Raw genomic sequence first — 12,737 nt, 5'->3', positions numbered from 1 at the left:
GGGCGAATACCGAAGGGCGAAGCGAGGAAGCCAAGGCGGCGGATGCCGCCGCCCGGCGCCTGAGGGCGAAACTAAAGCGTCGCCCCGCCGTCGATGACCATTTCCTGGCCGGTGATGTTGCGCCCACCTGGGCCCACCAGGTACAGGACCATGGCGACGATGTCCGACGGTTCGCTTGGACGGCCAAGCGGGATGCCCATGTCGGCGACGTAGCGGGTCAGCGCCTCATCCTCGCTGACGCCGTCCTGTTCCGCCCGGGCGCGCCAGGCGGCCTTCATGCGGGGCACGGCCACGGGACCGGGCGCGATATAGTTCACGGTGACGCCATCGGGTCCCGCCTCCAGCGCGGCGCTGCGCGACAGGCCGCGCAGGCCCCATTTGGAGGCGCTGTAGCTGGACCGGCCGGCGCGGCCGCGCATGCCGTGGTTTCCGCCGATGTTGACGACACGCCCGCCCTTGGCCGCCCGCATGACGGGCAGCAGGCGCGACAGCACGATGAAGGGCGCGCGCAGGTTGGTGGCGATGACGTTGTCGAAATCCGCCACGCTGAATTCCCCGATGGGCGGGGACAGCGGCCCGGTGGTACCGGCGGCGTTGACCACCACGTCCACCCTGCCGCCCGTCCATTCCAGGAAGCGAGTCAGCGCCTGGTCCAGGGCGTCGGCTTCGCGCACGTCCACCGTCAGGACCAGGGCGTCGCCCCCCTGCCCGCGCAGTTGACCGGCCAGTTCCTCCAGCGCTTCGGTCCGGCGGCCGGTAATGGCGACGTCATAGCCGGCGGCGCCCAGCGCCAGGGCGATCTCGCTGCCGGTGCCGGCGCTGGCGCCCGTGACCAAGGCCACGGGCCGTTCACGCATCGTGCCTTGGGGGGCCACTTACATCGCCTCCGCGAAATAGCGGCGGTTGGATTCCGCCTGGATCTTGTAGATGGAGCTGCCGGCGCGCGACGGGAACGGCAGCTTCACGTGGTTCTGCTCGAACCGCACCTCGCTAGTCGGCGGGCCGGCGACGATGCGGCTGTCGTACTCCTCCCAATCCAGCTTGTAGAACAGGGGGAAGGCGTCGGTGGCGGCGTATTCGTAGAATAGGATGCGGCGCGACCTGCCGGAACGGTTGACGCTGGAGCCATGCAGGGTCATCGGGTGGTGGAAGCTGACGGTGCCCGGCGGGCCGGCCAGCAGGGCGGCCTTGTCCAGCGCGACCTGGCTGACATCCACGGCACCGGCGAAATAGCCTTCCTCGTCATGGTGGTCCAGCAGCGGCCCCTTGTGGCTGCCGGGGATGACCTGCATGGCGCCGTTCTCGGCCGAGGCGCCGTCCAGCATGATGGAGGCGACACAGGTGGACATGTTGGTGTGGGGGGCGAAGGCCCAGTCCTGATGCCATTCCAAGGCGGCGCCGCCGTTGGCCGCCTTCATGTTCATCTTGGTATGGTTCAGGCGGATGTTGGGCCCGAGCAGCCGGTTCAGCACATCGACGATCTTGGGATGGCCGGCCAGGCGGGCATAAAAGGGATCGATGCGGTTGGGCTTCTTGATGCGCTGGATGGTGCGCTTGCCATTGGCGTCCTGGTCGAAATCGAACCAGGCGTCGTCGGCGATGCTGTCGGCCGCGCGCGCCTCGATCCGGGCGGTCAGTTCCAGCAGTTCATCCAGCACGGGACCGGCCAGCAGGCCCGGCACGACGGCGTAGCCGTGAGTGTCGTAATGAGAGACGATTTCGTCGACGTTCATCCTCAATCTTCCTTCGGCAAAGGCAGGTCGGTGACGACCATGTGCGCCTTGTAGTGCGTGATGCAGAGCGGCAGGCGGGCGGCGCGGGCGGCGATCTGCCCGGTGGCGCCGCAGGCCCAGAAAACGGGAACCTCGTCGGGGTTGAGCCGGGTCAGGCCATGGCCGCCATAGCTCTGTTCCAAATCCTCAATGCCCAGATCGCTGGGCAAGCCCAAGGACACCGGCGCGCCGTGGAAGGCGGGGTAGCGGGCCGACAGGATGGTGGCCTTGATGGCGTCGGCCGGGCGCAGGGCCCGCATGGACACCACCAGCTTGCCGGCGAACGGGCCGACGGGCGTGGTGTCGCGGCCGGTCACATACATGGCCGAGACGTTGCCCTCATCCAGGTGGCGCAGGCGCACGCCGTGACGCTGCAGCAGCGCCTCGAAGGAAAAGGAACAGCCGAGGACGAAAGCCACCAGGTCATCGCGCCAGGCGCCGCTGGCGTCGACCGGCGTATCCACCAGTTCCCCATCACGGAAGATCATATAGCCGCCGGTGTCCCGGGCAATGTCCATGTCCTGGGCCAGGGACGGGATGGCCCGTTCCCCCGGCGCGCTGCGGCCCAGCAGGGGCAGCGCCTGGGCATTGGCGCGGCAGTAGGCCTCGAACGCGTCGGCATATTCCGCCGGCACGGCCACCAGGTTGCCTTGCACCACGGTGCGCGCCACCAGGTTGGTGAAGCCGGTGAAGCGGCGTTCCCGTATGGCCCGGCGCACGGCCACCGGGTCGGCGGGGTCGAACGCACCGGCCACGCCGGCCATCGCGTCAGGATGTGACATCAAGCTCATGGCGTCGATCATATCCAGCGAGGGTGTTGCCGGGAGTTGCTATTTTTTGCCCCGGCCGTTGCCGAAGCGGACCTGGGCTTATGCGGTGGCCAGAGTATGGGTGGTGCAACACCATCACCATCGGGACAAGACCATGGCGCGCATCCTGATCATCGGCAGTTCGGCCGGCCTGGGGCGGACGGTGGCGCAAGGATGCCGGGGCGACGGCGACTGGGTCGCCATGGCGGATGGCGCCACCGACACCACCGGCCCCTGGGACCTTTACATTCCCGTAAATCCGGCGGATCCGGAAGCCCCCGCCCGCGCCATGGAAGCCATCCGGGCGGGCCAGGGGGCGCTGGACGCCGTGGTGGTCGCCGCCTCGCTGGTGCAAGCCGCCCCGGTGGGCCAGTGGACGGCGGCGATGTGGGATGAGGCGGCGGCCGTCAACCTGCGCCTGCCCTTCCTGGCGGCGCAGGCGGCCCTGAATCTACTGGGCGCCTCCCCCAATGCCAGCATCATCCTCATCTCCTCCACCGCCTCGCTGCGCGGGCAACCCCTCACCCATGCCTATCAAGCGACCAAGGCGGGGCTGGCCGGGCTGGTCCGCAGCCTGGCGGCCGAGCTGGGCCCCAAGGGCATCCGGGTCAATGGGACCTTGGTCGGCTGGGTGGACACGCCGCAGACCCGGGCCTTCTGGTCGGCACGGGAAGACGCCGACGCGGGGCGCCAGGCGGTGGACGGCCGCATCCCCCTGCGCCGCCATGGCCGGGCGGAGGAAGCGGCGGCCCTGGTCCGCTATCTTATCTCGCCCGCCGCGTCCTACATCTCCGGGGCGATGATCCCGGTGGACGGCGGCGACACGGCGGTTTGAATTCAAGAGGCGGAAACGGCCGGCGCCGCCGACCGGCGCTGCGCCCCCACCACACCCGGCAACGCCACCAGGGCCACCACCAAGCCGGCCAAGGCGATGGCGACATAGGCGCCCCAAACCGATGACGCGAAGTAGAGGGTGGGCGTGAGGAACGAGGCCAGGGAGACGAACTGGTTGACGGTACCGGCCATCGTGCCACCGCCCAGCGCCTGGCCGGCGACCACCGGCATGGCGGCCATACACACGCCGGACAAGGCACCGAACGTGAACAGCCAGCCCATCAGCCCCGCCACCGCCAGCACCAGCGGACTGCCGGGGAAGAACAGCAGGAACTGCGCCACCATGCCCACGCCCACCATGATGGTGAACAGGGTGCGGGGCGGAAAATCGCGGGCCAGCAGGGTGCCGGTCACGGTGCCGCCCAGCAGGACGGCCGCGATCTTCGCCACCGCGACGATGCTGGCGGACGCCGCCAGGGATACGCCGTGCACCTTGGCAAGGTAGGTGGCGGCCACCAGGCTGGTGCCATAGGAGATCATGCTGGGCAGGGCGGCGCTGACCGCCAGTTGCAGCACGTCCCGGCGTCGCAAGGCGGCGAACAGGCGGCCGACCTGTTCCCGGACGGGCACGCCGTCGGCCTTGCGCGGCGGCACCTGGGGCAGGAACACAGTGCCGACGCAACACAGCAGCATGAACGCGCCGTGCAGCGCCGGCGCCACCCGCCAGTCGGCCGCGGTGGTGAACGGCGCCGCCACCAGCAAGCCCAGGGAGAAGCCGACGGGGGCGTAGGTGGACCACAGCGCCATGGCCCTGGTGCGAATGGCGCCGTCCAGGCCACCCATCAGCATGGCGGCACCGCCGTTCAGCACCCCGACATAGCCGACGCCGGCCAGCAACACGCCGACATCCAGCAGCCAGACGTCCCGGGCCAGGAAGACCACGGCGTCGGCCAGGGCCAGCACCGGCGCGGCCAACACCAGTGTCCGACGCGGCCCGATGCGGTCGACGATGCCGCCGCCCACCATGGCCATGACGGCCGCCGGCAGGGAGAACAGGGCGATGGTCAGGCCGATGGCGGCGGCCGGGGCCTGCAGGTCGGCGGTGATGCGGACCGTCAGCGGCGACAGGATGCCGACCAGCGACATGGCGCCCAGCCCGATGCCGTACACCACCAGGATGGCCAGCCATCCGCCCCGCTTTACCGCCGTCGCCATCATCGTGCCGCTTTCCCACGTGGGTCCTAAGACGCCAACTGTGAGGCGCCGGCGCGTCCCAAGCAAGCCGGGTACGGGATTAGCACCGGGCCGTTCACAAAAACCGCACCACGGCCGCGTTGTCGCCCGGGCAACGGGCCATGGTAGAAACGGACACGGGGGAAATGGAGGCGGGGCCCTAGGCTGTGGACCATCCATCACCACGACAAAAGATCGGACAGCGTATGGTCAGGATTTCCAAGCGCGCGCTTCTGTACTTTTCCCTGGCGCTGCTGTCGGGAACGGCCTTGGCGCGGGCCGCAACGCTTAGCGCGCCCGACATCGATGGCGACGGCGGCGTTTCGGCCTTTTACCGCTGGGGCGCGGCGATCACCCGGCCGGGCCTGCCCTTGCGGGAGGAGACGTTCCCGGCAGCCCTGTCGCGACCCAAGATGGCCGGGACGGCGCTGCGCATCCTTTACACCGCCACCAGCGGCGTCGGACGCGGCTTGGTGCCCGTGTCCGGCATCGTCTACCTTCCCGCCGGTGCGCCGCCCCCGGGTGGCTGGCCCATCCTGGCCTGGGCCCACGGCACCACCGGTTTCGCCGACGTCTGCGCCCCCTCCTGGCGAGGCCAGCCGGCGCGGGACGTGGCCTATCTGCAGCGCTGGATGGAGGCCGGCTTCGCCGTGGTCGCCACCGACTATGAAGGGTTGGGGACCAAGGGCGTCCACCCCTATCTGCTGTGGAAGTCCGAGGGCCGGTCCATCCTGGACGCCGTGCGTGCGGCCCTGAAGGCCAAGCCGGGCGTGCTGCGCAACCAGGTGGTCATCGCCGGGCAGTCCCAGGGCTCCGGCGCCGCCCTGGGGGCCACCTACCTGGCGCCCGACTACGCGCCGGACCTGCACGTCCTGGGCACCGTCGCCACCGGCCTGGTGGTCACCTTCGCCGGCCCCCAGGGCGATGGCTATGTGAAGAAGCCGGAGCAGTACACCGACCCGCGCCAGATGGATCCGGGCTTCGCCATGCTGCGCATCGGCGGCATCGACCGCGCCCTGCATCCGGAGCTGGACCCCGCCGATTTCGTCACGGCCAAGGGCCGGCCCCTGCTGGATGCCGCGCGCACCTCCTGCCTGCATGACCTGTTCACCCTGTCCAAGGAAAAGGGCCTGACGGGGGAAGAGGTCTTCGTCCCCGACCTGAAGCCGCTGGACGCGGATATGGAGCCCAACTTCGTCCTGCCGGTCGCGAAGATGACCGTGCCCATCTTCGCCGGCACCGGCCTGGCCGACGGCATGGCCGGCACCGCCGGGCAGTACAACGCCGTCAAGGCCATGTGCGACGCCGGCACCACTGTGCAATGGCATGTCTATCCCGGCCTCAGCCACAACGGCGCCGTCAACGGTTCCCTGGCTGACAGCCTGCCATTTGTCCAGGCCCTGCTGAAGGGTGAAGCACCCAAGGGCAACTGCGCGGGCATCACCCCGCCGGGGCCGGTGCAGGCGCCGACGCCCGGTATCCCCTTCAACGATTGAAGAGGTCCCCGGGAACAAGAAGGGCGGCGGCATCATCACGATGCCGCCGCCCCAGTTTCAAGCCTACGGGAAACCTCAGGGGAACACAGGATCAAACCGGCGACGTGAGGACTTCCCCGCGCCGCCGCAGGATGACGCCGCTGATCGACCATGATCAGCGGCGTCACACATCAGTAGCGGTACTGCGCCGTCAGACCGATGGTGCGGGGGCGATAGCCCTGATCGTAGTACAGCGTGCCGCCGACGCCGTCGTGATTGCGCGCCAGCACATCGGTGGAATTGGTGACGTTGTCGACGAACAGCGACAGGTCCAGGCCGGAGAACCGCGCGCCGGCCCGCAGGGACAGATAGTTGGTGGCCCCCAGGGCGTAGAGGCCGGCATCATAGCCGTAGGTGCCCTGGATGTTCTGCTGGATGTTCTTGCTGGCGAAGCTGTAGTCGGCACGCAGATAGCCGACGACGTTCTCGTTGACCGGGATTTCCCCTTCGCCATAGACGTGGCCAGACCACAGCGGCCCACCGATGCGCTGGCCGGCCGCCTTCAGCAGCAGGTTGTTGCCGCCATAGATGTTCTCATCGTAGGTGATGTGGGTATAGCCCAGCTCCGTGCCGAAGGTCAGGCCGTGCATGGGCCGGATGGCGGCGGACAGCTCCGCGCCCTTGCCGGTGGCCTCACCCAGGTTGGAAATGTAGGAGAAGCTGCAGGTCGGCAGGCGGATGGACTGCTGGATGTTCTTCCACTTCAGCAGGTAGCCGCTGGCGTCCAGGCTCACCATGCCGCCGAACAGCTTGTTCTTGCTGCCACCCTCATAGGACCAGAGGTTGTCGGATTCATACCCGGTGGGGCTGGAGGTCAGGCCCAGAGTCTTCAGATCGCTGGCGCAGAATTCGCTGGCAACCGCCGCTTGGGCACCGCCGGGACGGAAGCCTTCGGTGGCGGAGGCGTACAGCATGTGGTCTGTATCCAGCTGGTAGGACACGCCGACCTTCGGCGTCCAGGCGCCCTCGTTCTGGCCCACCGTCTTGACGGTGCGGACGCCGCCGTTGGTGGGACCGTCCTTGGTGTCGGTGAAGTCAAACTCATCCAAGGTGTAGCGCACCGCCAGGGTGACCTTCAGGTCCTCCATCGGCTTGATGTCGATGGCGCCATAGCCTGCGTACTGGTGGTCATTGGCGGAAACCAGGTTCACGTAGCTGTAGCGGTTGTCGTACTGCTTATAGCCGTTGACCAGCACCCCGGGAAAACGGCCCGAGCCTGTGTAGTTGGTGAAGTACTGCCGGGTGCGCGAGTAATAGGCGCCCACCGTCCAGTCCACATACTTGTTGTCATAAGACTGCGCCCGCAGTTCCTGAGTCAGGTTGCGTTGGTTCAGCGTCAGGTAATCGGCCGTGTTGGATAGGGTCTTGTTGGAATAGGTACCGAAGGGGTTGCCTGACCGCAGGAAGGAGAAATAGGTGCCGTAATCCAGCGTCTGGTCCTGCTGACGCTCGAAATAGGAGGTGTTGGAGATGATGTCGATGTTGTCCCACCGGTACTTCATCGCCAGGGCCGGCATGGTGAAGCGGTCGCGGGTCGGTTCCAGATTGGCGACACCGGTCTTGTAGTCGGCATCCCCGGTGTTGCCGTAGCCCTCCCAGTAGTCATTGCGGGCGTTGGACTTTTCCAGCTGGTAATAGATGCTGGGCGTGATCGTCAGGTCCTCGATCGGTCGCCAGGAGGCGGCCAAGCGGGCTTCCCGCGTGTCGCTGAAGTTGACGTCCTTGTCGATGACGGTGTTGGTGCCCTGCTTCACCTGGTCGATATAGCCGCCGCTATGCTGGTACCAGGCGCTGGCACGCACCGCCAGGGTGTCGGAAATCGGCCCGCCGACGGCAGAGCCAGCCTCATAGCTGGCGGCGCCGTTGTAGGTGGAGGCCACCTCCGCCCGGGAGTAGATCTCGAGCTTGTCGAAGCTGGGCTGGGGCGTGATGAAGCGCACGGCGCCGCCTTCCGCGCTGGCGCCGAACAAGGTGCCTTGCGGCCCGCGCAGCACCTCCACCCGCTCCAGATCGAACACCTTGGGATAAGGGTTGCCGCCGTAGTAGCCGACGTTGCGGATCTGGATGGGCGTATCGTCAATATAGATGGCGGTGGTGGCGGAGCCGACGTCCGACGACAAGCCGCGGATGTAGATGTTGGTGCCGTTGTTCGCCGTGACGCCCGCCGACGGTGCGAAGCGAAGGGCGGGCGTCACCCGGGCGATGTCGTCGATCTTGCGGATGCCCTCCTGGTCCATCTGGTCCTGGCTCAGGGACGCGACGGACAGCGGAACCTTGCTGATGCTTTCACCGCGACGCTGCGCGGTCACGATGATCTCGGTGAGCCCGTCCGCATCCGACGCCGGCTGAGCCTGGGCCCAAGCCGCCGTGGCGCCAACGACAAGGCCGGCCGGGGCAGCTGACAGAACAAGAAAGGCCAGGCCGGCGCGACGGGCCGGCAAGCGGCGGGTACGTGGATGACGTTCAGACATAAAGAGTCCCCCTTACCTGAAACATTAGTGCCCCCTGCTATTTGTTATGTCGCTTGTGATCCGCGTACCTTGCGGCATGGGACCCTGGACGCGACTGCGGTTATTTCAGCATCCGGCCACCAGGACCGTGATTTTCGCCAGTTCCACTATCGCCCGTTGGCTGTTGGCTGGCGCCGCATGTTCCGACAGCCCTCATCGTCCGGGGAAAACGCGGCCAAGGCCATTGCAAGAACGGAACAGTCCCGTTGCTAAATCCGTGCGACGGCATGCCGTTGTCGGGGGCGCACACCGGCGCTGCGGAACCGGCAACTGAAGGGAGGCCTGTTTCCGATACCCTCTTTTCCCCGTCGCCCTATCATGGTGGGCTGCAGCCGAAAACCGTCGGAGCGAGCATGTCGGATCAGACCACGCTGGCCGTGCGGGCCGGGCACCTTATTCCCTCAGCCGACCAAGCCCCCGCCGGCCCGCATGAGGTGGTCATCGCGGACGGCAAGGTCGTCAGCGTCCGCTCCGTGGACCGTGACCAGCTGACGCCCGATGAGGCCCGCCTGTTGCTGATGCCGGCCCTGGCCAACGCCCATGACCATGGCCGTGGCCTCGGTCCCCTGGCCTTTGGCGCGACGGACCAGCCCCTGGAGACCTGGCTGCCCGACCTCGCCCGCCAGCCGCCGCTGGACTTCTACCAGTGCGCCGCCATCGCCCTTTCCCGCATGGCGGAATCCGGTATCGGCGCCGTCAATCACTGCCACAACACGCAAAGCAGCCAGACCTTGCTGGCCGAAGCCGAGGCGGTGTCGCGGGCGGCGCGGAACGTGGGCATCCGGGTGGCCTTCTGTTGGCCCTTCTTCGATGCCAATCCTTTCGTTTACGGGGACCTGGAGCCCCTGGCGGCGCACATGGACGCGGCGGAATTCCAGGCGTTGAAGGACCGGGAGGCCAGCATGCGCGACTGCGCCACCAACCTGGCCCTGATGGATCAGGCACGCGCCTTCGAGCATGCGCTGTTCACCCTGCAGTATCATCCCGTCGGGCCGCAATGGGTCCAGCCCGCAACGCTGACGGCGATCGCCCGCGCGTCGATGGAGGATGGCCGGCGGGTGCATATGCACTTGCTGGAAACACGCCACCAGCGGGCCTGGGCGGACCAGCGCTACCCGGACGGCATCCTCCGCCATTTCGACGCCATTGGCTTGCTTTCCCCGCGCCTGACGGTGGCACACGGCGTCTGGCTCCGCCCGGATGAGTGCGCCCTGCTGGCTGACCGGGGGGTCACAGTGGTTGTCAACACCTCGTCCAACCTGCGCCTGCGGTCGGGCGTGCCGCCCACGGGCCTGTTGGCGCAAGCCGGTACGCCCCTTGCCTTCGGGCTGGACGGAATGAGCCTCGATGATGACGAGGATATGCTGCGGGAAATGCGCCTCGCTTATCATTTGGCGGGCGCGACGGCGGTCGACGGTGGGGCGCTGTCGCCAGCGGATGTATTGAAAGGCGCCTGGGAAACGGGGCGCCATACAATCCTCGGCGACGACGGTGGCGGCCGAATTGTGGAGGGCGCCCCTGCCGATATCATGGGCGTCGATTATGCCACCATTGCCCACGATGCCATGCCATCCAGGTCCGACATCCTTTCCCTGTTGATAGGCCGCGCGCAAAAACGCCACGTGCGGCTACTTATTGTCGGTGGCCATGCTGTTGTTAACCGGATAAACGTCCCGACGCCATACCAAGACGCATCCATTCCTTATCGCAACAGACTAATTGCCACCGACCAGGCCATCACGGAATTAAACATCAAAAAAATAGAAAAATATCAGTCATTATTGAGATCATATTATGGAATTAGAAAAACTCCTTATTGAAAGTGAATTTATGAGCAATATTGTAAAATTTTCCACGATCAAAACCTGACATGAGGCAGGTGATGTGAGGCTTATTTTGACTATATCCCCGTCTTATTTCTCAGAATTCCCGTGATTTCCTCCGCTTATTTCAATAGATTCAGATGATTTCTGTGCCGATCGACATATAATCTGCACGTCCCCTTCCTTCTGAATTCCTTTGCCGTCTATATGACTTGCCCAATTTTCGACTGCGGCCTACTTCAGTGCCAATTCGCAGATGATGGGCGTGACGGTAGCCAGAGCGCGTCTTTACTCAGAAGTCGAAGGTGGCGCGCAGAACCCCGGCATGGCTCTGGTAATCGCGGCGCAGCTCACCGGAATATTCCAGCCGCAGTTTGAAGCCATCGCCCTGGTCCAGGGTGGCCCCCACGCCGATGCCCAGGCCGTCGGCGGCGGTGCGGCCGATGCTGCTGACGAAACTGGTGCCGGCCAGGACGCTGGTGGTGGCGATCGGGCCGTTCAGATAGTCGTGCACCCAGGCCAGACGCAGGTCCGGCAGCAGCCGGCCCAGCCCGGTGTCCATCTTACCCGACAGTTTGGCGCCCAGCTCCTGCGTCAGGTTGTCCACCTTCAGGGCGCCCACCGCCATGTTGGCCACACCGGCGTCATGCTCGTCATAGGCATGGTTGGTCAGGCGCACCGCCCGCACGCTGGCCTGCGGCGTCAGGGTGAAGCTGGACGAGACCGGCAGGTCGTAGCCCACCGTCACCTTGCCCAGATACTGCTCCCCGCCATAGTTGGCGTTGGCGCGGGCGCCCAGGAAGCCGATCCAGCGGCGCTGATCATAATGGTTGTAGCCGAAGCTGGCCTGGCCTTCGACCGACAGCCGCTGGTCCGCCCAATCCGGGCGCCAGACGCTGTAGGCCGTCAGCTGGTAGCTGGCCGCCTTGGTCTGGCTGCCGGCGGCGGTGCCCTCGCCGTTGACCGAACCGTTCAGCCAGCTGAAGGCCAGGCCCGCCATCACCGTGTCATCGGCGTACCAGTCGGCGCCGACGACCAGGCCGGCGGTGGTGCCGCTATAGCCCGCAGCGTCCGCGTTGTTGCCGCGCAGCACGCCGCCGCCCAGGATCTCGCCCCACACCGCCCCCTGCTGGCCGTCGGAGCCGGCGGCCGCCCCCTTCCCGTTTACATCCCCCATTGGGCCATCCATATGGGCCGCCGCATGCTGCTGATGCTGGCTGATGGCGTTGGTGGAGGGTGTCACGGAGAAGGTGTTGATCTGCGGCGTCAGCTGGCTGGGCGACAGCTGGGTCACCGCCAACTGCTGGGCTTCGCCCGACAGCTTGGACAGGCGGGTCAGCACCGCCGTCTGGAAGGCCTGGGCCGATGCGCCGTCGCTGTTGGCGATCACGTCCAGCGCCCGGCCGGTGCCCACCCCCGGGCCGCCCGCCGCCAGGCCCACCGCCGTGTACTGGGTGCTGGGCGTGGCCGGGCCGGTGGGACCCGTGGGGCCGGTGGTTCCGCCGCTGCCGCTGCTGAGCGTCAGGACCAGGTCCGTGGCGCCGTTGGCGGTGATGGTGGAACTGGTGACCGTGTAGCCGGCGGCCGTCAGGGTCAGGTTGCTGGTCGTCAGCGTGGAGCCGGCCGACGCGATGGTGTAGCTGCCCGCCGACAGCTGGCCGCCATTGACCGCCGTCAGGGTCACCGACCCGCCCGTCAGGCTGGCGCTGCCGCTGATCACCAGGGTGCCGTAGCTGGTGGTGGACGACACGCCGACCACCAGGGCTCCACCCGTCTGGCTGTAGCTGCCCGTGATGTTCACGGCGCTGGTCACCAGCAAGGTGGCCCCGCTGTTGAACACCGTGTGGCTGCCGACGGTGATGCGGTCGTTCAGCATCATGACGCCGCGCACGAAGCGCAGATCGGACCGGGTGTTGGTGACGGTGCCGCCGGTAAACACGCCCGGGGCCGCATCCGTGCCGCCCGTAATCGCCAGGTCGTTGGCCGACAGGTTGGTGATGTTGCCGCTGACCGTGCCGCTGTTGGCCAGGGTCCCCAGCGTGCCCGTGGCCGCGATGTACAGCGCCGTGGCGCCGCCCGCCGTGTTGGCCAGCGTGCCGGTGTTGTTCAGCGTATCCAGGCTGGCGCCGATATAATCGTTGCCCGCCGCCGCCAGCAGGTTGCTGCCGCTGGTCACGGCCGTGGCACTGAGGCCGGTGATGCCGCTGGTGACCGTGGCGCC

At 66.9% G+C, this 12,737-nt stretch carries 9 protein-coding genes; 3 read left to right on the top strand and 6 right to left on the bottom strand.

What is annotated here, in order from left to right; all coding sequences use genetic code 11:
- Nucleotides 1-71: 71 nt before the first annotated feature.
- Genes FBZ88_RS27335 through FBZ88_RS27325 form a run of 3 tightly spaced genes read right to left on the bottom strand, consistent with a single transcriptional unit; the run spans nt 72 to nt 2,563 of the window.
- The gene (locus FBZ88_RS27335; protein WP_145620161.1) at nt 72-875 is read right to left on the bottom strand and encodes an SDR family NAD(P)-dependent oxidoreductase; all 804 of its coding nucleotides are present in this window, start codon (nt 873-875) and stop codon (nt 72-74) included.
- Entirely contained in the window at nt 876-1,733 is an 858-nt protein-coding gene (locus FBZ88_RS27330) for a phytanoyl-CoA dioxygenase family protein (protein ID WP_145620160.1), read from the bottom strand.
- A 2-nt stretch (nt 1,734-1,735) separates the two neighbouring features.
- Nucleotides 1,736-2,563, bottom strand: coding sequence for a D-glutamate cyclase family protein (locus FBZ88_RS27325; RefSeq protein WP_211102819.1), 828 nt, complete (start codon nt 2,561-2,563; stop codon nt 1,736-1,738).
- Nucleotides 2,564-2,696: 133 nt separating this feature from the next.
- Here FBZ88_RS27325 and FBZ88_RS27320 point away from each other — a divergent pair, with 133 nt between their 5' ends.
- Nucleotides 2,697-3,416: an SDR family NAD(P)-dependent oxidoreductase gene (locus tag FBZ88_RS27320; RefSeq protein WP_186464623.1), complete on the top strand. Its 720-nt coding sequence runs from the start codon at nt 2,697-2,699 to the stop codon at nt 3,414-3,416.
- Nucleotides 3,417-3,418: 2 nt separating this feature from the next.
- On the opposite strand, the gene FBZ88_RS27315 is transcribed toward FBZ88_RS27320, so the two are convergent.
- Complete coding sequence (locus FBZ88_RS27315) at nt 3,419-4,633, bottom strand: MFS transporter (protein WP_186464622.1); 1,215 nt, start codon at nt 4,631-4,633, stop codon at nt 3,419-3,421.
- 221 nt (nt 4,634-4,854) lie between these two features.
- On the opposite strand from FBZ88_RS27315, the gene FBZ88_RS27310 reads away from it, so the two are divergent.
- Complete coding sequence (locus tag FBZ88_RS27310; RefSeq protein WP_145620157.1) at nt 4,855-6,144, top strand: lipase family protein; 1,290 nt, start codon at nt 4,855-4,857, stop codon at nt 6,142-6,144.
- A gap of 170 nt (nt 6,145-6,314) precedes the next feature.
- On the opposite strand, the gene FBZ88_RS27305 is transcribed toward FBZ88_RS27310, so the two are convergent.
- Nucleotides 6,315-8,654: a TonB-dependent receptor gene (locus tag FBZ88_RS27305; protein WP_145620156.1), complete on the bottom strand. Its 2,340-nt coding sequence runs from the start codon at nt 8,652-8,654 to the stop codon at nt 6,315-6,317.
- A gap of 392 nt (nt 8,655-9,046) precedes the next feature.
- Between FBZ88_RS27305 and FBZ88_RS27300 the strand changes: the two genes are divergently transcribed.
- Nucleotides 9,047-10,513 carry an amidohydrolase family protein gene (locus tag FBZ88_RS27300; RefSeq protein ID WP_246138890.1) on the top strand — a complete coding sequence of 489 codons (1,467 nt, stop codon included), beginning with the start codon at nt 9,047-9,049 and terminating at the stop codon, nt 10,511-10,513.
- Nucleotides 10,514-10,808: 295 nt separating this feature from the next.
- Here FBZ88_RS27300 and FBZ88_RS31160 read toward each other — a convergent pair.
- On the bottom strand, nt 10,809-12,737 hold a 1,929-nt coding region (locus FBZ88_RS31160; RefSeq protein WP_246138889.1), incomplete at its 5' end, for an autotransporter outer membrane beta-barrel domain-containing protein.

It is taken from the genome of Nitrospirillum bahiense (assembly GCF_007828025.1).
GTDB classification, from domain to species: domain Bacteria; phylum Pseudomonadota; class Alphaproteobacteria; order Azospirillales; family Azospirillaceae; genus Nitrospirillum; species Nitrospirillum amazonense.
The sequence above is the reverse complement of the archived record's forward strand: the minus strand, read 5'-3'. Positions and strand labels throughout refer to the sequence as shown.